Source organism: Streptomyces sp. MS19, assembly GCF_047200595.1.
GTDB lineage: Bacteria > Actinomycetota > Actinomycetes > Streptomycetales > Streptomycetaceae > Streptomyces.
The window spans coordinates 21,715-43,179 of record NZ_JBJZOH010000014.1; the positions used below are offsets into that span (position 1 = coordinate 21,715).

Consider the following 21,465-nt stretch of genomic DNA (forward strand, 5'->3'; position numbering starts at 1 on the left):
GTCAGCGGCGGCGCGTCCCGGTCCGGGGCGCCGAGGGGCGTGGTGTCCGCGCCGGGACGGCGCGGACCAGCGTCCCGAGCACCCGGTCGACCGCGTCGCCGCCCCGGTCGTCGGTGAGGTTGGTGAGCAGCCGGATCATCGTGCGCATCGCCGCGGGCGACCGGAAGAGCTGGCGGCTGACGAACGACGCGGCGGACGGGCGCGTCAGCATCGCGGCCCACACCGTCCCGAGCCGGTAGTAGCGCCCCGTACGGCGGTGGATCTCGCGCGGGTACTGGTGCAGGACGCGTTCGCGCCAGGCGGTGTCGGGACGTGCCAGGGCGTCGCCGACGATCTCGGCGGCCACCTCGCCCGACTCCATCGCGTACGGGATGCCCTCGCCGCTCCACGGGCTGACCATGCCGCCGGAGTCGCCGACGAGCACGAGGCCCCGCGTGTAGTGCGGCCTGCGGTTGTGCCCCATCGGCAGGGCGGCGCCGCGGACGGGCCCCTCCCCGTTCTCCTCGTCGCCGAGGCCCCACGCGGCGGGCAGGCCGCCGAGCCAGGTGTCGAGGAGCCGCCGCAGGTCGCCGCCGTCGGCGCCGGGCCCGGGGCGGCTGACGAGGCCGAGGCCCGCGTTGACCCGGCCGTCGCCCATCGGGAAGACCCAGCCGTAGCCGGGCAGGGCGGGGCCGCCGGGGCGGGCGCGCAGGTCGGACCAGACGTCGAGGTACGGGTCGGCGTGCTTGGCCGGGCTGCGGTAGTAGCGGCGGACGGCGGTCGCCATGGGGCGGCGCGGGTCCCGTTCGACGCCGAGGGCGACGGCGAGCCTGGCCGAGACGCCGTCGGCGGCGACGACGACGGGCGCGGCGCAGGTGACCGGCCGCTTCTCCGGGCCGACGACGGCCTCGACGCCGCTGACCCGCCCCGTCCGGTCCACGACGGGCGCGGTGACGCGCGCGCCGGTCCACAGCCGCGCCCCGGCGCGGACGGCCTGGCGGGCGAGGATGTCGTCGAAGTCGTGGCGGCTGCGGGTGAGCCCGTAGCCGGGGAAGCGGGTGCTCTCCGGCCAGTCCACCTCGACGGAGGCGCGGCCGGAGAAGAAGCGGACGCCCCGGTTGCGGTGCCAGCCCTCGGCCGAGGTGTCGATGCCCATGCGGTGGAGCTGCTGGACGGCGCGGGGGGTGAGGCCGTCGCCGCAGACCTTCTCGCGGGGGAAGTCCGACTTCTCCAGCAGCAGGACGTCGTGCCCCTGCCGGGCGAGGTGGTAGGCGGCGGACGACCCGGCCGGTCCCGCGCCGACGACGATCACGTCGGCGTCCGGGCCGCCCGCGGGCGCCGGGGCGGCGCCGGGCGGGGCGGGGGCGGTGGCTGCGGGGGGCGTGGTGTCGGTCACGGTCGCGGTCCTTTCTTACGGTGAGCACCGTGTGGGGGGGCACCGCCGGATGCGGGCGCCGGCCGGGGAGGCGGGGCGCGGCAGCCCGTACAGACTGGGACAAGATACCCGTCCGGTCCCGTGACAACCGGGCGACGACACAGCGAAGCGGCGGCCGGCGCGGAGGTTCCGCGCCGGCCGCCGTGGTCCCGGAAGGATCAGCGCTTCGGGGGGGTGTTCTTGTAGACCTGGACCGGGTCGGTCACGGCGACGGGCGCGGTGATCTCCTCGATGCGGGCCATGAGGTCCGCGTCGAGCTGCACGCCGGAGGCCTTGACGTTCTCGGTGACCTGCTCGGGCCGGGACGCCCCGACGATGGCGGCGGAGACGTTCGGGTTCTGGAGGACCCAGGCGATCGCGAGCTGGGCGAGGCTGAGCCCGGCCTCGTCCGCGAGCGGGCGCAGCTTCTGGACGGCCTCCAGCACGTCGTTGTCGAGGAAGCGGCTGATCATGTTGGCGCCGCCCTTCTCGTCGGTGGCGCGCGATCCGGCCGGCGGCTGCTGGCCCGGCAGGTACTTGCCGGTGAGCACGCCCTGGGCGATCGGCGACCAGACGATCTGGCCGAGGCCCAGCTCCTCGCTGGTCGGGATGACGTCCTGCTCGATGATGCGCCACAGGATCGAGTACTGCGGCTGGCTGGACACGAGCGGGACGCGCAGCTCGCGGGCGAGGCCGTGGGCGGCGCGGATCTGGTCGGCGGTCCACTCGGAGACGCCGATGTAGTGCGCCTTGCCGGAGTGGACGATGTCGGCGAACGCGGACATCGTCTCTTCCAGCGGCGTCGACTGGTCGAACCGGTGGGCCTGGTAGAGGTCCACGTAGTCGGTCTGGAGCCGGCGCAGGGAGCCGTTGATCGACTCCATGATGTGCTTGCGCGAGAGCCCGCGGTCGTTGGGACCGGGGCCGGTGGGCCAGTAGACCTTGGTGAAGATCTCCAGGCCCTCGCGGCGCTCGCCCTTCAGGGCGCGGCCGAGCACCGCCTCGGCGCGGGTGCCGGCGTAGACGTCGGCGGTGTCGAACGTGGTGATGCCGGCGTCGAGGGCGGCGCGGACGCACGCGGTGGCGGCCTCCTCCTCCACCTGCGAGCCGTGGGTGAGCCAGTTTCCGTAGGCGATCTCACTGATGAAAAGGCCACTGCGGCCGAGAAGACGGTGTTCCATGAACATTCAATCTACGCGTCCGTACGGGTGACTGTGCAGGTGGGCGGTGTCCGGTGGCCTGCGGTGGCCCGCCGGTCGCGCGGCGTGGCGGGCCCTGGATACCGCCGGAGGGTCTGTGGCGGGTGAACGCGGCGGCGCGGGCGGGGAGTTGCGGCTGCGCGGCGGGCCCGGCGGCGTGCGCGTTGGGGCCACCGGGTGAATCGCGGGGCGCGGCGGGCGTCAATCGGGTGGTTCTGCCCTGCTTGTTCGTGAAAGAGGCTTATTCCGGGGAACTGACGGACAGCAACCGATCGGAAGGACTCCCATGGGCGTGCGCACCTGGGTCCAGGACTGGCCCGTCTACCGGCAGCTGACCGGTGCGGACCCGCTGGGCCGCGGAGCCGCCGCGATGTCGCGCCGCACGGCGGGCCTGGAGGCGCGCACGGAGACGGCCGACCGCGTCGTGGACTCGGTCTGCCCCTTCTGCGCCGTGGGCTGCGGCCAGAAGGTGTACGTGAAGGACGAGCGCGTCGTCCAGGTGGAGGGCGACCCGGCGTCGCCGGTGAGCCGGGGGCGGCTGTGCCCGAAGGGGGCGGCGACGCTCCAGCTCGTCACCGGCGGGAACCGGCGGCACCGCGTCCTGTACCGGCGTCCGCACGGCACCGCGTGGGAGTCGCTCGACCTGGAGACGGCGATGGACATGGTCGCCGACCGCGTGGTGGCGACGCGCCGGGAGACATGGCAGTGGGAGCACGAGGGCGCGCGGGTGGCGCGGACGCTCGGCATCGCCTCGCTCGGCGGCGCGGTGCTCGACAACGAGGAGAACTACCTCCTCAAGAAGCTGTTCACGGGCCTGGGCGTCGTGCAGGTCGAGAACCAGGCGCGGGTCTGCCACAGCTCGACGGTCTCGGGGCTCGGCACGTCCTTCGGCCGCGGCGGCGCGACGACGTTCATGCAGGACCTCCAGAACGCCGACTGCATCGTCATCCAGGGCTCCAACTACGCGGAGGCGCACCCGGTCGGCTTCCAGTGGGTGATGGAGGCGAAGGCGCGCGGCGCGACGATCGTCCACGTCGACCCGCGCTTCACGCGCACCAGCGCCCTCGCGGACCTGCACGTGCCGATCCGTGCGGGCAGCGACATCGCGTTCCTCGGCGGCCTGATCCACCACGTGCTGGAGGAGGGCAAGGACTTCAGGGAGTACGTCCTCGCCTACACCAACGCGGCGGCGCTCGTCTCCGAGGACTTCCGCGACACGGAGGACCTGGCCGGCGTGTTCTCCGGATTCGACGGGGAGCGGCGGCACTACGACCCGGCGAGCTGGGCGTACGAGGGCGCGCCGGTCGCCTCCCCCACCGGTTCCCAGGAGGCGCAGCCGGACCGCCGCGCGCACCGTGTGGCCGTCGAGCACCGGGCGGGCGGCTCGGAGTCGCACGGATCGGGCGGCCAGGACGTGCCGCCGGTCCCCCACCGGGACGAGACGCTGACGCACCCGCGCTGCGTCTACCAGGTCCTCAAGCGGCACTACGCGCGCTACACGCCGGAGATGGTGGAGCGGGTGTGCGGGGTGCCGCGCGAGACGTTCGCCAAGGTCTGCGACGCGCTGACGTCGAACTCGGGCCCTGACCGCACCAGCGCGTTCTGCTACGCGGTGGGCTGGACGCAGCACACGGTCGGCGCCCAGTACATCCGCGCCGCGAGCATCCTCCAGCTGCTGCTGGGCAACATCGGGCGGCCCGGCGGCGGCATCCAGGCGCTGCGCGGGCACGCCAGCATCCAGGGGTCGAGCGACATCCCCACGCTGTTCAACCTGCTGCCCGGCTACATCCCGATGCCGCACGCCCCCGCCCACACGGACCTCGGCACGTTCATCGAGGCGGTGCGCGCGCGGAAGGGCTTCTGGGCCGAGATGCGGTCGTACGTCGTCAGCCTCCTGAAGGCGTACTACGGCGACGCCGCGACGGAGGACAACGACTTCTGCTTCGACCACCTGCCGCGCCTCACCGGCTCGCACAGCACGTACGACACGGTGATGGAGCAGCTCGCCGGTGTCTGCAAGGGCTACTTCGTCCTCGGCGAGAACCCCGCGGTCGGCTCGGCGAACGCGCGGCTCCAGCGGCTCGGCATGGCGAACCTCGACTGGCTGGTGGTGCGGGACTTCTCGCTGATCGAGTCGGCGACGTGGTGGCGCGACGGCCCCGAGATCGAGAGCGGCGAGCTGCGCACCGAGGACATCGGCACCGAGGTCTTCTTCTTCCCCGCCGCCTCGCACACGGAGAAGTCCGGGTCGTTCACGAACACGAACCGGTGGCTCCAGTGGCACCACGCGGCGGTCGAGCCGCCGGGCGACGCGCGCAGCGAGCTGTGGTTCGCGCACCACCTGCACCGGCGGATCAGGGAACGCCTCGCGGCCTCGGACGACCCGGCCGACCGCCTCTTCCTCGACCTGGCGTGGGACTACCCGGAGGCCGGGCCGTACGCGGAGCCGGACGCCGAGGCGGTGCTCGCCGAGATCAACGGGACGGGCCCCGACGGCGCGCCGCTGTCCTCGTACACCGAGCTGCGCGGCGACGGCTCGACGGCGTGCGGCTGCTGGATCTACTGCGGCGTCCGCGCCGACGGCGTGAACCAGGCGGCGCGCCGCAAGCCGCACACCGAGCAGGACTGGGTGGCCGCCGAGTGGGCGTGGGCCTGGCCGCTGAACCGGCGGGTGCTCTACAACCGCGCCTCCGCCGCCCCCGACGGCACGCCGTGGAGCGAGCGGAAGGCGTACGTGTGGTGGGACGGCGAGGCGGGCCGGTGGACCGGGCACGACGTGCCGGACTTCGTCGCCGACCTGCCGCCCGGCCACGTGCCGGACGAGGACGCGCGGGGCGTGGCGGCGCTGCGGGGCGACGACGCGTTCGTCATGCAGGGCGACGGGAAGGGGTGGCTCTACGCCCCGGCCGGGCTGGCGGACGGGCCGCTGCCGACGCACTACGAGCCGCAGGACTCGCCGTTCCCGAACGCGCTGTACCCGGAGCAGCCGCGTTCGCCGGTGCGGCTGCTGTTCCCGCACGAGGGGAACGCGTACCACCCGTCGGGTGACGCGCGGGGCCACGAGGTCTTCCCGTACGTGGTGACGACGTACCGGCTCACCGAGCACTTCACGGCGGGCGGGATGACGCGTTCGCTGCCGTACCTCGCCGAGCTGCAACCGGAGTTCTTCTGCGAGGTGTCCCCCGAGCTGGCGGCCGAACGCGGCCTCGACCACACGGGCTGGGCCACCGTGGTCACCGCGCGCGGCGCGATCGAGGCGCGCGTGCTCGTGACGACGCGGATGGCGCCGCTGCGCGCGGACGGCCGCACCGTGCACCAGATCGGGATGCCCTACCACTGGGGCCCGAACGGCTACTCGCGCGGCGACGCGGCGAACGAGCTGTCCGCCATCGTCCTCGACCCCAACGCGCACATCCAGGAGGTCAAGGCCCTGTCGGCGGACATCAGGCCGGGCCGCCGCCCCCGCGGCCCCGCCCTGCGGGAACTGGTGGCGGACTACCGGCGGCGCGCCGGGAGCGACGAGCGTACGGGCATGGAGGTCTGAGGCATGACGGCACAGGTGAGCGGGGACGGCCCGGCGGGCCGCCTGCTGTCGGGCCCCGAGCCCGACGTGGCCGCCGACGCGGGGCACGCGGACGCGCCGGCTCGGGTCGGCTTCTTCACGGACACGTCCGTCTGCATCGGCTGCAAGGCGTGCGAGGTGGCGTGCAAGGAGTGGAACGCCGTACCGGAGGACGGCCTGCTCCTGACCGGCATGAGCTACGACAACACCGGCGGGCTCGGCGCGTCGACATGGCGGCATGTCGCGTTCATCGAGCAGACGAAGCCGCTGGGCGGGCAGGAGGCGCACGTCGACCACTCGGGGATCGACGTGCTGGCGCTGGCGGCGCAGGGCTCGGGCACGCCCGTGGACCAGGCGGCGGTCAGCCCGACGACGCCGGGCCCGCCCTCGCCCGACGGGCGCACCGAGCTGCGGTGGCTGATGGCGTCCGACGTGTGCAAGCACTGCACGCACGCCGCGTGCCTGGACGTGTGCCCGACCGGGGCGCTGTTCCGGACCGAGTTCGGCACCGTCGTGGTGCAGGAGGACGTGTGCAACGGCTGCGGGTACTGCGTCCCGGCCTGCCCGTACGGGGTGATCGAGCAGCGTCCTGGCGACGGCCGCGCCTGGAAGTGCACGCTGTGCTACGACCGGCTCGGCGCCGGCATGGAACCGGCCTGCGCGAAGGCGTGCCCGACCGACTCGATCCAGTTCGGCCCGCTGGACGAGCTGCGGGAACGCGCCGCTGCTCGCGTGGAGCGGCTGCGGGAGACGGGCGTGCCGGACGCGCGGCTGTACGGCGCCGACCCGTCGGACGGGGTCGGCGGCGACGGGGCGTTCTTCCTGCTGCTGGACGAGCCTGAGGTCTACGGCCTGCCGCCGGACCCGGTGGTGACGACGCGCGACCTGCCGCGGATGTGGCGGCACGCGGGGCTGGCGGCGCTGGCGCTGGCCGCCGGGCTGGCGGGGACGTTCGCGGGGCGGGGGCGCGGCAGGTGAGGCGGGACATGCGGGACACGGCGCGGGTGCGGGCACAGGCGGGCGAGGAGACGCGGTGAGCGAGGCGAGGGTGACGCGCGACGGTCTGGCCGGTGAACGGCCGGGCCGGGACGCGCTGTTCGGCAACGGGATGGACGGCTCGGCGCGCAAGGCGCGGCGGCGGGGGCGCGGCGGGGAGCGGCGGCTCGTGCCGGACGCGGAGTTCACGTCGTACTACGGGCGGCCGGTGGTCAAGGCACCGGCGTGGGAGGCCGCCGACATCGCGGGCTACCTGTTCCTCGGCGGCCTGGCGGGCGCAGGCTCCGTGCTGGGCGCGGGCGCGGACCTGAGCGGGTGGCGGCGCACGGCGCGCGCGATGAAGCTCAGCTCGCTCGGCGCGGTCTCCCTGTCGGCCGCCGCGCTGATCCACGACCTGGGGCGGCCGGAGCGGTTCGTGAACATGCTGCGCGTCTTCAAGCCGACGTCCCCGATGAGCGTCGGCTCGTGGCTGCTGGCGCTGTACGGGCCGCTGGCGGGCGCGGCCGCCGCCTCGGACGTGACGGGGCTGCTGCCGCGCGCGGGCCGCGCGGCGGCGCTCGGCGCGGCCGCGGTGGGCCCTGCGGTGGCCACGTACACGGGGGTGCTGCTGGCTGACACGGCGGTCCCCGCCTGGCACGAGGGGCACCGCGAGATGCCGTACCTCTTCGGCGCGTCTGCGGCCGGCGCTGCGGCGGGCATGGCGCTGCTGGCCGGGCCGCGCGCGGAGAACGGGCCCGCGCGGCGTGCGGCCGTGCTCGGCACGGCGGCCGAGCTGGTCGCGATGCGGGCGCTGCGGCGGCGTACCGGCGTGATCGCCGAGACGTACGCGGCCGGTACGGCCGGGCGGCTGCTGCGGGCGGCGGAGGGCCTGGGCGTGGCGGGGGCGGCGGGCGCGGCGCTGCTCGGCGGGCGGAGCCGGGCCGCGGCGGCGCTCGGCGGCGCGGCGCTGCTGGCGGCGTCGGCGTGCACGCGGTTCGGGATCTTCCACGCCGGGACGGCGTCGGCGCGCGACCCGAAGTACACCGTGCTGCCGCAGCGCGAGCGGCTGGCGGAGCGGGCCGAGGAGGCGGGCCGGGTGGCCGCCCTGGGCGACTGACCCTACGATGACACGAGTGGCGTAATCACCGCATATGAGGCGAATGCCGGGTATGCGCCGTAGGCCACCAGTCGACGTCTGCCCGTGTCCCGTCACGGACGCCCCGGGAGGTAACTGTGAAGGCGGTTGTGTACCAGGAGCCCTATTCGGTCGCCGTGGAGGATGTCGCGGACGCCAGGATCGAGGCGCCCACCGACGTCATCATCAAGATCACCACCACCGCCATCTGCGGCTCCGACCTGCACATGTACGAGGGCAGGACGGGCGCGGAGCCCGGCATCGTCTTCGGCCACGAGAACATGGGCGTCGTCGAGGAGGTCGGCGCGGGCGTCGTCAGCGTGAAGAAGGGCGACCGCGTCGTCCTCCCGTTCAACGTCGCCTGCGGCTTCTGCAAGAACTGCCTCGCGAACAAGACGGGCTTCTGTCTCACCGTCAACAGCGGCTTCGCGGGCGGCGCGTACGGCTACGTGTCGATGGGCCCCTACCGGGGCGGGCAGGCGGAGTACCTGCGGGTGCCGTTCGCCGACTTCAACTGCCTCCAGCTGCCCAAGGGCACCGAGCACGAGGACGACTTCGCGCTGCTGGCCGACATCTTCCCCACCGGCTACCACGCCACCGAGCTGGCCGGGGTCTCGCCCGGCGAGTCGGTCACCGTCTTCGGCGCGGGGCCCGTCGGACTGATGGCGGCCTACTCGGCGTTCCTGCGCGGCGCGTCGCGCGTCTTCGTCGTGGACCGCCAGCCCGACCGGCTGCGGCTCGCCGAGCAGATCGGCGCCACCCCGATCGACTACACCCAGGGCGACACGGCCGAGCAGATCAAGGACCGCACCGGCGGCGAGGGCACCGACAAGGGCATCGACGCGGTGGGGTACCAGGCGACGGTCCGCGAGGGCGAGGAGCAGCCCGCGATCATCCTCAACTCGCTGGTGGACTGCGTGCGCGCGACCGGCGCCCTCGGCGTCGTCGGCCTGTACGTGCCCGCCGACCCCGGCGGCCCCACCGAGTCCGCGAAGAACGGGCAGCTCGTGTTCAGCATGGGCCGCTTCTTCGAGAAGGGCCTGCGGATGGGCACCGGCCAGGCCAACGTGAAGTCGTACAACCGGCAGCTGCGCGACCTGATCGTCCAGGGGCGCGCGACGCCGAGCTTCGTCGTCTCGCACCGGCTGCCGCTCGACCAGGCGCCGATGGCGTACGACCGGTTCGACAAGCGCGAGGACGGCTGGACGAAGGTGCTGCTGAAGCCGTCGATGGACGGCGACGGCTGACACGGGCGCCACGGGACGGGCGGGGCCGCCGGGACGGGCGGCCCCGCCCGTCCGCCGTTCGTGTGACGGACGCCACGTAGGCTGTCCGGCATGGCAGAGGATGAACCGGCCCGGCCCCCGGCGGTGCGGGCCCGCGGCCTGTGGAAGGGATTCGGCGGACGGCTCGCCGTGAGCGGCGTGGACCTCGACCTCCCGGCCGGCCGTCTCGTCGGCCTCGTCGGGCCGAACGGGGCGGGCAAGACGACGACGCTCGCCATGATGACCGGCCTCCTGCGCCCCGACTCCGGCACCGTCGAGACGGCCGGGCACGACGTGTGGCGCACCCCGGAGCTGGTCAAGCCGAGGATCGGCCTCCTCCCCGAGGGACTGCGCCTGTTCGAACGGCTCACGGGCCGCGAACTGCTCACCCACCAGGGCGTCCTGCGCGGCCTGCCGTACGACGAGGTGACGCGCCGCGCCGACCGGCTCCTGGACGTGTTCGGACTGGCGCAGGCGCAGCACACGATGGTCGTGGACTACTCGACCGGCATGCGCAAGAAGACCGGTCTCGCCGCCGCGCTGCTGCACAACCCCGACGTCCTCTTCCTCGACGAGCCCTTCGAGGGCGTGGACCCGGTCTCCGCGCAGGTGATCCGCGACGTGCTCGCCCGGTACACCGCGTCGGGCGGGACGGTCGTGCTGTCCAGCCATGTGATGGAGCTGGTCGAGTCGCTGTGCGACTGGGTCGCGGTGATGGCGGGCGGGCGCATCAGGGCCGCCGGGCCGCTCGCCGGCGTACGGGGCGCGGCGCCGACGCTCCAGGCCGCGTTCCTCGGCCTGGTGGGCGCCCAGGACAGCGGCGGCGGCGCCAGGCTCGACTGGCTCGGAGGCACGCGATGACCGTCCCGTCCCCCACCCGCCCCTCCCCCGCCGGAACCTCCCCCGCCACCGGGACGCTCTCGCTGCCCGCCGTCGCGGGGGTCTTCGCCCGCCTCAAGCTGAGCCTCCTGCGCAACGGCGCGCGCCAGTCCACCGGCCGCTCCGCCGCGTTCCTCGCGACGCTCGTCCTGGCCACCCTGTTCGGCCTGCTGGCGCTGCTCGGCCTGTCCGTGCTGCGCGGCCACCGGAACGCCGCCGACGTGGGCGTCACGCTGACCGCCGTCCTGGCGCTCGGCTGGGCGTCCCTGCCCATGTTCATCGGCGCCGCCGACGAGACGCTGGACCCGGGGCGGCTCGCGATGCTGCCGCTGCGGCCCCGGCAGATGATGACCGGGCAGCTCATCGCGTCCGTCATCGGCCCGGGACCGCTGTTCACGCTGCTGGTGCTGCTCGGCATCGCCATCGGGACGGCGCGCGGCCCGGCGGGGACGGCCGCCGCCGTGCTCGCCGTTCCCCTGACGCTGCTGCTGTGCACCGCCCTGTCCCGCGCGATCGCCACCGCCAACGCCCGCCTGCTGAGCAGCAGGCGGGGCCGCGACCTGGCCGTCCTCAGCGGCGTCGTCGTGGTCGCCGCGCTCCAGCTCTTCAACGTCGCCGTGTCGCGGCTGTCGGAGAACGAGACGCTCGCGCCGTTCGAGGACACCGCGGCCGTCCTGCGCTGGCTGCCGCCCGCCACGGCCGTCGAGGGCGTCAGGGCGGCGGGCGACGGCGCGTACGGCACCGCGCTGGCCGCCCTGGCGGCGACGGCCCTGGTGACGCTGCTGCTGGTGGACTGGTGGCGGCGCGGCCTGACCCGCCTGATGACGATGCCGGACGCCTCGACCTTCCAGACCGCGCCCGACGGCGGCCCCGCCCGTGCCGCCGGGGGTGGCCTCGCCGCGCGCCTGTCCCGCGGCCGGGACGGCGCGATCATGCTGCGGGCGCTGCGGTACGCGTGGCGCGACCCCAAGTCGAGGATGGGCTGGACGCTGGCGCTCGGCATGGGCGCGCTGATGCCCGTGATCCTCGCGTTGCAGGGCGGGGGCAACGTGCACAGCGCCCACTGGGCGGCGGCGCTGCTCGGCCTACAGATGTACAACCAGTTCGGGCAGGACTACAGCGGCTTCTGGCTGGTGGCCCAGACGATCGGCACGCCCGCCGACGCGTTCGCCGAGCTGCGCGGGCGCGCGCTCGGGCTGTCGCTGGTCGCGCTGCCTTACCTCCTGCTGGTCACGGTGCTCGCGGCGTGGCTCGCGGACGACTGGGGCGGACTCGCGGAGGCGGCGGGGATCTCGCTGTCGGTCTTCGGCGCCATGGTCGCGTCGGGCGCGGTGGCGAGCGCGCGCTTCCCGTACTCGATCCCGGAGGACAACGCGATGAAGAACGTCGCGCCGGGGCAGGGCGGTCTCGCGTGGGCCGGGATCGTCGCCGGGGCGCTGTGCTCGGCCGTCCTGTCGGCGCCGGTGATCGGCGCGGCGGTCTGGCTCGGCACGTCAGGCGGCGCGCTGTCGGCGCTCGTGCTGCCGCTGGGGCTCGGCTGGGGCCTGCTGGTCGCCTGGGGCGGCCTGCGGGTGGCGGCGCCGCTCACCGCCGCCAGGCTGCCGGAGATCTTGACGGCAGTGAGCAGGGCCTGACAGCGGTGAGCAGGGCCTGAGGCCGCGCTGCTCGCGGCGGTCCGGTGCCTTGCGACCGCACGCACCCGCGGGCGCCCCCGGCCGCCAGTGGGCCCTTGGGTCTGTCCGGCGGGTCTTGTCACGGCTCACGGCTCCCCAGCCTGACGGGAGGTGCCCCCACGCCGGACGTCGCGAGACAGACACGATCCGCCGGAGAGACCTCAGGCGGCCTGGCTCGGGCTGAGCTGTGCGTACAGGCCGCCGAGCGCGACGAGTTCGTCGTGCCTGCCGACCTCGCGGACATGGCCCTGGTCCATCACCACGATGCGGTCGGCGCCCCGGATGGTGGACAGCCGGTGCGCGACGACGAAGACGGTGCGGCCCGCCATCAGGCGGCCGAGCGCCTCCTGCACCAGCGCCTCCGAGCGCCCGTCGAGCGCCGAGGTCGCCTCGTCCAGGATCAGGACGCGGGGGTCGCGGATCAGCGCGCGGGCGATCGCGAGGCGCTGCCGCTGCCCGCCGGACAGCATCGCGCCGCGCTCGCCCACGAGGGTGTCGAGACCGTGCGGCAGGCGCTGGACGAACTCCCAGGCGTTCGCGGCGCGCAGGGCCTCGGCCAGGGCGTCGTCGTCCGTGTGGTCGAGGCCGTAGGTGACGTTCTCGCGGATCGTGCCGTCGAAGAGGACGGGCTCCTGCGGCACCACCGAGAGGAAGCGGCGGTAGGTGCGCAGGTCGAGCCCGGCCGCGTCCGTCCCGTCGAGCAGGATGCGCCCGCCGGTCGGCCTGATGAAGCCGATCAGCAGGTTCAGGACGGTGGACTTGCCCGCCCCCGAGGGGCCGACCAGCGCGATGGTCTCGCCCGGCCTGGCGGACAGGTCGAAGCCGCTGATCGACGGCTCGTCGGTGCCCTCGTAGCCGAACTCGACGTCCTGGAAGTCGATCCGGCCGTGCAGCTCGGGCAGTTCGCGCTTGCCCGCGTTGGTCTCCAGGTCGGGCGCCTGGAGCACCTCGCCGATGGAGCGGACCGATTCGAGGCCCTTGCTGAGGATCGGTGTGAGGCCCATCAGCGCGTTCATGGACGCGGTGAGGGTGGTGAAGAAGGTGCTGAGCATGACGATGTCGCCCGGTGTCACGTCGAGCCAGCCGTGGTAGGCGACCAGCGCGGCGCCGATGAGGCAGACCATGCCCAGCGCGTTGAGCATGATCCAGGCGAGCGAGCCGATGCGGCCGTTGAGGATGTCGAGGCGCTGGCCGGCGCTGCGCAGCCGCGTGAGGGCGCCGTCCACGCGGCCCAGGGCCGTGCGCTCCAGGCCGTGGGCGCGGGTGATGTGGATGAGGCTGGTCATCTCGGTCACCCGGGAGGAGACCAGCTCCACCTCGCGGCGGAACGATTCGTTGTGGGTGCGCACGCGGCTGCGGAGGAAACGTATCAGCAGCGATGCGGCGGGGACGACGACGAGGAACACCGGCAAAAACACCGGGGCCTTGAAGCCGATGACGACCAGGCCGCCGATCAGCGTGGTGATCGCGCCGAGGCCCAGCTCGGCGGTCTGCCGGGCGCTCTCCTCGATGGCGTCCACGTCCCGGACGACCTTCGCCTGGAGGACGCCCGCGCTCACCTTCGAGTGGTAGCCGATGGAGAGTTCCTGCATGCGCCCGCACAGGGCCGAGCGCAGGCCGGTGCCGACGCGCCGGATGCTGCCGCTCATCAGGCGGGCGAAGCCCACGGTGGCCGGGTAGTTGGCGGTGAACATCACCGCGAGGACGGTCGCGTTCATCCACAGCTCACCGAGCGGGCGGTGCTGGACGACGATGTCGATGATGTTCGCGGTGATCAGCGGGAGCAGCCACAGCGGGCTGTGCCGCACGCAGAAGACCGCCACTGCGGCGATCAGCCGGGCACGGTAGGGCCGGAAGAGGTAGGCAAGAGTACGGACCGGGTGTTCGCCCTGGTAGCGATGGTCGGAGGGGTTGCCTTGTGCAGCGGGGTAGAGCGCTTTCTGCATGGGGAGAAGTCAACTCCCACGCCAAGCGCCGGAGCAAGTCGGTTCCACGGTCGGCGCGTGCGGGATTCCCCACTCCGCGGGCCGTGTCGTCGCGCGACGTCGCTCCGGTGACGTTCCCGGAGGATAGCCCATGACCGCGCCGCGGGGAAGAGGTCCGGCCGCGCCGACCCAGCGGATGGCGCCGCGCGGCAGCAGCGCGTGAACTCGCCATGCCCGGTCGGCGATCCAGGTCACGCGCGGACGGACCGTCGAACCGGGCGGCGCGCGGGCCGGCGCTCTCCGGAGGCCGTGCGGCGCCGCGAGCCAGTCGGCCGTGGCCGCGAACGCCTGGGCCGACGCCTCGTCGAGGTCCGCGTAGAAGTTGAGGGTGACGGTGCCGGGGGCGGGGTCGAGCGTGCGCCCCGTCACGGTGGCGCTCTCCTTGCGGTGCGGTGCCCGGCCGTCCTCCGCCCCGGGGGCGCCCGCTGGAAGGGCGGGGCGACCTGGGCTTTGTACGCTGCTGGGGCCGCCGGGCCGCCCTGGCCCCCGGCCGTACGAGTGAGGAGCGAGTCGCGTGAGTGCAGCACCTGTGCGTTTTGGGCTGGTCGGCAGCGGATGGCGGTCGGAGTTCTTCGTCCGGCTGGCGAAGGCCCTGCCGGAACGGCTCACCGTGACCGGCGTGGTGACGCGGTCCACCGGTCGGGCGGCCGAGGTCGAGGCGGCCTGGGGCGTGCCCGCGTACCTGTCGGCGGCGGAGCTGGTGCGGGCCGGTGAGGCGCCGGAGTTCGTGGTGCCGTCCGTGCCGTGGCCGGTGACGCCGGAGTCCACGCGTGAACTGGTCGCGCTGGACGTGCCGGTGCTGGCCGAGACGCCGCCCGCGCCCGACCTGGCGGGGCTGCGCGACCTGTGGCGCGACACGGGCGCCAGCGGCCTCGTGCAGGTGGCCGAGCAGTACAACCTGATGCCGGGGCACGCGGCGCGGCTGGCGCTGGTGCGCGAGGGCGTGATCGGCGAGGTGACGTCCGTCCAGCTGTCGTCCACGCACCTGTACCACGCGGTGTCGCTGATCCGGCACCTGCTGGGCGTGGGCTTCGCCCCGGCGACGGTGAGCGCGGGCGCGTTCACCGCCCCGCTGGCCGACCCGCTCTCCCCGAAGGGCTGGTCGGACGACCTGACGCCGAAGGACGCGACGACGACGATCGCCACGCTCGACTTCGGCGGGCGGACGGGCCTCTACGACTTCACGGACAACCAGTGGTGGAACCCGCTGCGCGCCCGCCGGGTGGTCGTGCGCGGCTCGCTCGGCGAGATCGTGGACGACACGGTGGTGCGGATGGCGGACCCGCGCACGCCCGTCGAGTCGCCGCTCGTGCGCCGCGCCACCGGCGTGGACCTGAACCTGGAGGGGCGCGAGCTGCGGCACATCAGTTTCGAGGGCCGGGTGGTGCACCGCAACGAGTTCACCGGCGCCGGGTTCTCCGAGGACGACCTGGCCGTGGTGGACCTGCTGTGCCGGACGGGCGCGTGGGTGCGCGGCGAGGGGGAGGCGCCGTACCCGCTCGCGGAGGGCTGCCAGGACCACCTGCTCGGCCTCGCGATCGACGAGTCGGCGCGGACGGGCAGGCCCGTGGTCACCGGGCGTGAGGAGTGGGCGGACTGACGGCCGTCCGGCGGGCGTCCCCCGGGCGTCCGCCGGGGCCGGTCCCGGGCCCCCTATTACTTTTGCTTTCGGCGCGGGGGCGGCCGTCGTGCGTCGGCTGAGGGGGCACCACCAGGATCTCCGCGACCAGCTCGCCCGCCTGATCGCGGCCCTCGACCAGGGCGAGGCGGCCGGTGCCGCGGCGCCCGAGGGGCTTGCGGAGCAGCTGCGGAAGCACTGCCTGGCGTGCTGCTACGGGCTGCACCTCCACCACACGCGCGAGGAGGGCGCGTTCACCCAGTTCGAGCGGCAGTACCCGGCGCTCGTCCCCGCGATGGCACGGCTGCGGGAGGAGCACCGCGTCGTCGCCGGCGCGCTGACCGCCTTCGAGGCCGAGCTGACGGCGGCGGACGGCGGGAAGGACGTCACGCGGATGCGGGAGGGCCTCGAACGGCTGGTGGCGGGCCTGGAGGAGCACTTCGCGTACGAGGAACGCGAACTGCTCGCCGCCGTCGGCTGACCCGCTCAGGCGCCGGTGGGCGTGCCGGTGGGCACGATCCGGCCGCTCACGGACCCGAGGCCCACGCGTACGCCGCCGGGACCCGGCGCGGTCGCGCCGATGACGACCTCGTCGCCGTCCCGCAGGAACGTCCTGGTCTCCCCGCCCGGCAGCTCCAGCGGGACGGCGCCGCCGCGCGTCAGCTCGATCAGCGAGCCGCACTCCCCGGCGCCGGGGCCGCTCACCGTGCCGGAGGCGAACAGGTCGCCGGTGCGCACGTGCGCGCCGCCCGACGTGAGGTGCGCGAGCTGCTGCGCGGCGGTCCAGTACATGGCGGAGAACGGCGGCCTGGCGATGGGGTGTCCGTTGAGCGTCACCGTCAACTCGATGTCCAGGCCCCACGGTTCGCCGCCCGTGTCGTCGAGGTACGGCAGCGGGCGCGGGTCGCGTGGCGGCGGCGCCACGCGGGCGTGGCCGAGCGCGGCGAGCGGCACGACCCAGGGGGACACGGACGTGGCGAACGACTTGCCGAGGAACGGCCCGAGCGGCACGTACTCCCACGCCTGGATGTCGCGCGCCGACCAGTCGTTGACCAGGCAGACGCCGAAGAGGTGCCGTCCGGCGTCCGCCAGCGGGACGGGGCGGCCCGGTGTGGAGGGCGTGCCGACGACGAAGCCGACCTCCGCCTCGATGTCGAGCCGTTCGGACGGGCCGAGGGTGACGACGCCGTCCGCGGTGCGCCGCTGGCCCGTGGGGCGGGCGACGGGCGTCCCGGAGACGGCGACCGTGCCCGACCTGCCGTGGTAACCGATCGGCAGGTGCTTCCAGTTGGGCGTCAGCGGGTCGCCGTCGGGGCGGAAGAGGCGCCCGAGGTTCCTCGCGTGGTGCTCGCTGGAGTAGAAGTCCACGTAGTCGGCGACGGTGAACGGGAGGGTGAGCGTCACCTCGCCGGCCGGGCGCAGCAGGGGCTCGACGGCGGGGCGGTGGCGGTCGTCGGTGAGCCAGGCGGTGAGCGCCGCCCTGACCTCGGCCCACACGGCCGGTCCGGCGCCGAGGAGCCCGTCGAGGGTGCCGGACGCGAACAGCGCGGCGCGGTGGGGGAGGAGGGCGGCCGTGGCGGCGGTGAGGTCGAGGACGCGGTCGCCGACGGCGGCGCACGCGCGGCGGCCGGGGAGCCCTGCGGCGCGGAAGCTGCCGTACGGCAGGGTGTGGACGCCGAAGGGGTGGTCCGCGGGGACGCCGTGCCAGGCGCGTGCGGCGGTCACCTGGCGCCGCCCGCCCAGCTCCACGCGTACCGCCCGTCGTCCGTGACGGCGCCGCCCTCGCCCAGTTCGAGCGGGCGGAACGTGTCGACCATCACGGCGAGTTCGTCGAAGAACTCGGCGCCGAGCGACCGTTCCACCGCGCCCGGCTGCGGCCCGTGCGCGTGCCCGCCGGGGTGGAGGCTGACGGAGCCCTGGGCGATGCCGCTGCCCTTGCGGGCCTCGTAGTCGCCGCCGCAGTAGAACATCACCTCGTCCGAATCGACGTTGGAGTGGTAGTACGGCACGGGGACGGCGAGCGGGTGGTAGTCCACCTTGCGGGGCACGAAGTTGCAGATCACGAAGTTGCCGCCCTCGAAGACCTGGTGCACGGGCGGCGGTTGGTGGACGCGGCCGGTGATGGGCTCGAAGTCGGCGATGTCGAAGGTGTACGGGTAGAGGCAGCCGTCCCAGCCGACCACGTCGAACGGGTGGGTCGGGCAGACGTAGCGCGTGCCCGTGACGCCGCCGTCGCCCGGCCTGGAGGAGCGGTGCTTGACCAGGACCTCCACGTCGCTGCCCTCGGCGATCAAGGGCTCGGTGGGCCCGTGCAGGTCGCGTTCGCAGTACGGGGCGTGTTCGAGGAGCTGGCCGTGGCGGGACAGGTAGCGGGCGGGCGGGGCGATGTGGGAGTTGGCCTCGATGACGTAGCAGCGCACCGGGCCGGGGCCGGTGGGCAGCCAGCGGTGCGTGGTGCCGCGCGGCAGGATCAGGTAGGTGCCCGGCCGGACGTCGAGGGCGCCGAAGACGGTCTCGACGGTCGCGGTGCCCGCCTCCGTGTAGACGCACTCGTCGCCGAGCGCGTTGCGGTACAGCGGGCTCGGGGCGCCCGCGACGACGTACGAGATGCGGACGTCGGCGTTGCCCAGCACGAGGCGGCGGGCCGTGACGGCGTCCAGGTTCTTGGCCTCCGCGTCGTCGAAGAGCAGGGGCAGCCTGAAGTGGCGAGGCAGCAGCGGGGAGTTGGGGGTGGTGGTGAGGTCGCCCGGCGGCCAGGGGGTGGCGTCGGTGATCGCCGAGGGGACACCCGTGTGGTAGAGCAGCGAGGAGTCGGACGAGAAGCCCTCCTCCCCCATCAGCTCCTCGTGGTGGAGCCCGCCGCCGGGCCGCGGGTGCTGGGTGTGCCGCTTGCGCGGCACGTCGCCGATGCTGCGGTAGTGGGGCATGGCACCTCCGGGGCGTCGCGGTGGTGTGGGGGCGGCTCAGAAGTTGCCGCGCTTGGCCTGCTCGCGCTCGATGGCCTCGAACAGTGCCTTGAAGTTGCCCTTGCCGAAGCCGAGGGAACCGTGGCGTTCGATGAACTCGAAGAAGACCGTGGGCCGGTCGCCGACCGGCTTGGTGAAGATCTGGAGCAGGTAGCCGTCCTCGTCGCGGTCCACGAGGATGCCGCGGGCGGCGAGTTCCTCCACGGGGACGCGCACCTCGCCGATGCGGGCGCGCAGTTCGGGGTCGGAGTAGTACGTGTCGGGGGTGTTCAGGAACTCGACGCCCTTCGCGCGGAGCGTGTCCACGGTGGTGAGGATGTCGTTGGTCGCCAGCGCGAGGTGCTGGGCGCCGGGGCCTTCGTAGTACTCAAGGAACTCGTCGATCTGCGAGCGCTTCCTGCCGACCGCCGGCTCGTTGAGCGGGAACTTCACGCGGTGGTTGCCGCTGGCGACGACCTTGCTCATCAGGGCCGAGTAGTCGGTGGCGATGTCGTCGCCGATGAACTCGGCCATGTTGGTGAAGCCCATGACGCGGTGGTAGAAGTCCACCCACTCGTCCATGCGGCCGAGTTCGACGTTGCCGACGACGTGGTCCAGCGCCTGGAAGACGCGGCGCGGCTCGCCGTCCGGCTTGACGTACCCGGACGTGCGGGCGGCGTAGCCGGGCAGGTAGGGGCCGTCGTAGCGCGAGCGGTCCACGAGGCTGTGGCGCGTGTCGCCGTAGGCGGCGATGGCCGCGACGCGCACGGTGCCGTGCTCGTCGGCCAGGTCGTGCGGCTCCTCGACGACCGTGGCGCCCTGCACGCGGGCGTGCGCGACGCAGCGGTCCACGTCAGGGACCTCCAGGGCGATGTCCACCACGCCGTCGCCGTGCCTGCGGTGGTGGTCGAGCAGCGGGGAGGCGGGGTCCACGCCGCCCTTGACGACGAAGCGGATGGCGCCCGAGCGCAGGACGTACGCCTGGTGGTCGCGGTTGCCCGTCTCGGGCCCGGAGTAGGCGACCAGCTCCATGCCGTAGACGGACTGGTAGTGCAGCGCGGTCTGGGTGGCGTTGCCGACGGACCAGACGACGGCGTCCCAGCCGGAGACGGGGAACGGGTCGCCCGCCGGGTCGTAGTCCACCAGGCCGACGAGGCGGCGCAGCTGGTCGAGGTCGAGTTCGGCCAGTCGCTCCTGGCTCGTGAGGGGTGCTTCCATCGTCACGTCGGGCCTCCTCGCCGCGTCGCACACTTGTGGTCAACTAGAACACCCCAGGGCCGATGTGCTGCGCAAGCGGCCCTCCGTGTGCTGGCCCGAGCGCCCTGATCACCGGCGCATTCGGGTGGTCGGCTGTACAATCTGTCCAGTTCTGGGGAGGCGGGTATGGCGGGGCTCGACATCGATCTGCTGGACATCGACCTGCTGGGCGCGCTGCGCGAGCATCCGCGGGCCGGCGTGCTGGAGCTGTCGCGGCTGCTCGGGGTGGCGCGCGGCACGGTGCAGGCGCGGCTCGACCGCATGGAGCGCGCGGGCGTCATCACCGGGTACGGGCCCGACGTCGACGTGGCGGCGGCGGGGTTCCCCGTGCAGGCGTTCGTCAGCCTGGAGATCGCGCAGGGGTCGCTGGACGAGGTGGCGGCCGAGCTGGCGGCGCTGCCCGCCGTGCTGGAGGCGTACGCGACGACCGGCGAGTCGGACGTGCTGTGCCGGCTGGCGGCGTCCTCCCACCAGGACCTGCACGCCACGCTGCTGGCGCTCAGCCAGTCGGGGACCGTGGCCCGTTCGACCAGCGTGGTGGTGCTGTCCGTGGTGGTGCCGCCGAGGACGCAGCCGCTGCTGGCGGAGAGCCCGCGCGGCGGGCCGCGGCGCGCGCCCGCGTACCGTACGCGCCCCTGAGCGCGCGGCAGCGGCGTGGGAACTTGCGCCCGGGAGCGGCATAACGGACTTTCGGGGAAGAAAGATCCGACGCGGGGACAGGTGGACCGGCCGGTCCCGGGTACCCGCAGACAAGCTCTCCCGACACACGTGACGCTCTGAAAGCAGTGACGCCCATGGGTACTTCCGAAGACGAGAACAGTGTCAGCATCCACCTCACCGACTGCGGACGCGACACGGCCCACGCCGTCTTCGACGTCCTGACGGCGGCCTACCCCGGCTCCGCGCCCGGGACGGGCCCGGAGGGGAACGGCGGCGGCACCCGGGCGGGACACCCCGTCGTGTGGAGCATGGTGGTCGCCACCGAGGCGTACCGGCCAGGAGTGACGGAGGAGGCGCCGGCGCTGGACGAGCCGGTGAACGTGACCGTGACCGGCAGCTCGGACGGCGTGGCGCGGGTGGGCGAGGTCCTGGAGGCGGCCTTTCGCGCCGACGAGGTCGGGCGGGTGCCGGGCGAGCACGAGTTCGAGGTGCGCCTGCGGCTGTCCCGCTGACCGGCGGGCGGGGGCCGCGACGGCTGTTCAGCAACCTATGAATTCAGGAGCCGCTGTACTACAGTCGCCGTGTGCTGACCATCGCCCCTGACATCGAGGTCCTCACGCGGTTCGGCCGTGCGCTGGCCGATCCCGTCCGCTGCCGCCTGCTCCTCGCCCTGCGCGAGGCCCCGGCGCACCCCGCCGACCTGGCCGACCGGCTCGGCGTGTCCCGCACCCGCCTGTCCAACCACCTCGCCTGCCTGCGCGACTGCGGCCTCGTCGTCGCCGTCCCCGTGGGCAGGCGGACGCGGTACGAGCTGGCCGACGAGCGGCTCGGGCACGCGCTGGACGACCTGCGCGACGCCGTGGTGGCCGTCGCCTCGGACCGCGCCTGCGCCGAGGCGGCGCAGAAGGGCTGCTGCTGA

At 73.9% G+C, this 21,465-nt stretch carries 17 protein-coding genes; 11 read left to right on the forward strand and 6 right to left on the reverse strand.

Annotated elements, in window-relative coordinates; all coding sequences use genetic code 11:
* Nucleotide 1: 1 nt before the first annotated feature.
* A complete protein-coding gene (locus tag ACL02R_RS16020) occupies nt 2-1,375 on the reverse strand; it encodes a geranylgeranyl reductase family protein (protein WP_412797580.1) in 1,374 nt (457 codons plus the stop codon).
* A 197-nt stretch (nt 1,376-1,572) separates the two neighbouring features.
* Nucleotides 1,573-2,574 (reverse strand): aldo/keto reductase family protein, encoded by a 1,002-nt coding sequence (locus tag ACL02R_RS16025; protein WP_412797581.1) that lies wholly within the window; start codon nt 2,572-2,574, stop codon nt 1,573-1,575.
* Between the two features lie 304 nt (nt 2,575-2,878).
* On the opposite strand from ACL02R_RS16025, the gene fdh reads away from it, so the two are divergent.
* The 6 genes from fdh (at nt 2,879) to ACL02R_RS16055 (ending at nt 12,042) form a co-directional block, all read left to right on the forward strand.
* Nucleotides 2,879-6,136 (forward strand): formate dehydrogenase, encoded by a 3,258-nt coding sequence (fdh, locus tag ACL02R_RS16030; protein ID WP_412797582.1) that lies wholly within the window; start codon nt 2,879-2,881, stop codon nt 6,134-6,136.
* Between the two features lie 3 nt (nt 6,137-6,139).
* On the forward strand, nt 6,140-7,132 hold the full coding sequence (locus ACL02R_RS16035) for a 4Fe-4S dicluster domain-containing protein (RefSeq protein WP_412797583.1): 993 nt from the start codon (nt 6,140-6,142) through the stop codon (nt 7,130-7,132).
* Between the two features lie 55 nt (nt 7,133-7,187).
* Entirely contained in the window at nt 7,188-8,246 is a 1,059-nt protein-coding gene (nrfD, locus tag ACL02R_RS16040) for an NrfD/PsrC family molybdoenzyme membrane anchor subunit (protein WP_412797584.1), read from the forward strand.
* A 116-nt stretch (nt 8,247-8,362) separates the two neighbouring features.
* Complete coding sequence (locus ACL02R_RS16045; RefSeq protein WP_412797585.1) at nt 8,363-9,511, forward strand: glutathione-independent formaldehyde dehydrogenase; 1,149 nt, start codon at nt 8,363-8,365, stop codon at nt 9,509-9,511.
* 90 nt (nt 9,512-9,601) lie between these two features.
* Complete coding sequence (locus ACL02R_RS16050) at nt 9,602-10,390, forward strand: ABC transporter ATP-binding protein (RefSeq protein WP_412797586.1); 789 nt, start codon at nt 9,602-9,604, stop codon at nt 10,388-10,390.
* Nucleotides 10,387-12,042, forward strand: coding sequence for a transporter (locus ACL02R_RS16055; RefSeq protein WP_412797587.1), 1,656 nt, complete (start codon nt 10,387-10,389; stop codon nt 12,040-12,042). The genes ACL02R_RS16050 and ACL02R_RS16055 overlap by 4 nt, the downstream gene beginning before the upstream one ends.
* Nucleotides 12,043-12,242: 200 nt before the next feature.
* Here the strand turns inward: ACL02R_RS16055 and ACL02R_RS16060 are convergent, their stop codons facing one another.
* Nucleotides 12,243-14,027, reverse strand: coding sequence for an ABC transporter ATP-binding protein (locus ACL02R_RS16060; protein ID WP_412797588.1), 1,785 nt, complete (start codon nt 14,025-14,027; stop codon nt 12,243-12,245).
* 553 nt (nt 14,028-14,580) lie between these two features.
* On the opposite strand from ACL02R_RS16060, the gene ACL02R_RS16065 reads away from it, so the two are divergent.
* Both ACL02R_RS16065 and ACL02R_RS16070 read left to right on the forward strand, forming a co-directional pair.
* Entirely contained in the window at nt 14,581-15,666 is a 1,086-nt protein-coding gene (locus ACL02R_RS16065) for a Gfo/Idh/MocA family protein (RefSeq protein WP_412797589.1), read from the forward strand.
* An 88-nt stretch (nt 15,667-15,754) separates the two neighbouring features.
* Nucleotides 15,755-16,165, forward strand: coding sequence for a hemerythrin domain-containing protein (locus tag ACL02R_RS16070; RefSeq protein WP_412797590.1), 411 nt, complete (start codon nt 15,755-15,757; stop codon nt 16,163-16,165).
* 5 nt (nt 16,166-16,170) lie between these two features.
* Here ACL02R_RS16070 and fahA read toward each other — a convergent pair whose 3' ends face one another.
* From fahA to hppD, 3 genes are read right to left on the reverse strand one after another with little or no spacing between them, the layout of a single operon-like run.
* Nucleotides 16,171-17,409: a fumarylacetoacetase gene (gene fahA, locus ACL02R_RS16075; RefSeq protein WP_412797591.1), complete on the reverse strand. Its 1,239-nt coding sequence runs from the start codon at nt 17,407-17,409 to the stop codon at nt 16,171-16,173.
* Nucleotides 17,406-18,611 (reverse strand): homogentisate 1,2-dioxygenase, encoded by a 1,206-nt coding sequence (locus ACL02R_RS16080; protein WP_412797592.1) that lies wholly within the window; start codon nt 18,609-18,611, stop codon nt 17,406-17,408. The genes fahA and ACL02R_RS16080 overlap by 4 nt, the downstream gene beginning before the upstream one ends.
* 36 nt (nt 18,612-18,647) lie before the next feature.
* Complete coding sequence (gene hppD, locus ACL02R_RS16085; protein WP_412797663.1) at nt 18,648-19,847, reverse strand: 4-hydroxyphenylpyruvate dioxygenase; 1,200 nt, start codon at nt 19,845-19,847, stop codon at nt 18,648-18,650.
* Between the two features lie 165 nt (nt 19,848-20,012).
* Here hppD and ACL02R_RS16090 point away from each other — a divergent pair, with 165 nt between their 5' ends.
* From ACL02R_RS16090 to ACL02R_RS16100, 3 genes are all read left to right on the forward strand, one after another.
* The gene (locus ACL02R_RS16090) at nt 20,013-20,525 is read left to right on the forward strand and encodes an Lrp/AsnC family transcriptional regulator (protein WP_412797593.1); all 513 of its coding nucleotides are present in this window, start codon (nt 20,013-20,015) and stop codon (nt 20,523-20,525) included.
* 155 nt (nt 20,526-20,680) lie between these two features.
* Nucleotides 20,681-21,058, forward strand: coding sequence for a hypothetical protein (locus ACL02R_RS16095; protein ID WP_412797594.1), 378 nt, complete (start codon nt 20,681-20,683; stop codon nt 21,056-21,058).
* A gap of 71 nt (nt 21,059-21,129) precedes the next feature.
* Entirely contained in the window at nt 21,130-21,465 is a 336-nt protein-coding gene (locus ACL02R_RS16100; protein WP_412797595.1) for an ArsR/SmtB family transcription factor, read from the forward strand.

Excerpts from the sequence above, each read along its gene's own strand:
- ACL02R_RS16025 (WP_412797581.1), bottom strand. The coding sequence starts at position 2,574 with ATGGAACACCGTCTTCTCGGCCGCAGTGGCCTTTTCATCAGTGAGATC.
- ACL02R_RS16060 (WP_412797588.1), bottom strand. The coding sequence starts at position 14,027 with ATGCAGAAAGCGCTCTACCCCGCTGCACAAGGCAACCCCTCCGACCAT.
- ACL02R_RS16035 (WP_412797583.1), top strand. The coding sequence starts at position 6,140 with ATGACGGCACAGGTGAGCGGGGACGGCCCGGCGGGCCGCCTGCTGTCG.
- ACL02R_RS16080 (WP_412797592.1), bottom strand. The coding sequence starts at position 18,611 with ATGCCCCACTACCGCAGCATCGGCGACGTGCCGCGCAAGCGGCACACC.
- ACL02R_RS16050 (WP_412797586.1), top strand. The coding sequence starts at position 9,602 with ATGGCAGAGGATGAACCGGCCCGGCCCCCGGCGGTGCGGGCCCGCGGC.
- ACL02R_RS16095 (WP_412797594.1), top strand. The coding sequence starts at position 20,681 with ATGGGTACTTCCGAAGACGAGAACAGTGTCAGCATCCACCTCACCGAC.
- fdh (WP_412797582.1), top strand. The coding sequence starts at position 2,879 with ATGGGCGTGCGCACCTGGGTCCAGGACTGGCCCGTCTACCGGCAGCTG.
- ACL02R_RS16055 (WP_412797587.1), top strand. The coding sequence starts at position 10,387 with ATGACCGTCCCGTCCCCCACCCGCCCCTCCCCCGCCGGAACCTCCCCC.
- hppD (WP_412797663.1), bottom strand. The coding sequence starts at position 19,847 with ATGGAAGCACCCCTCACGAGCCAGGAGCGACTGGCCGAACTCGACCTC.
- ACL02R_RS16090 (WP_412797593.1), top strand. The coding sequence starts at position 20,013 with ATGGCGGGGCTCGACATCGATCTGCTGGACATCGACCTGCTGGGCGCG.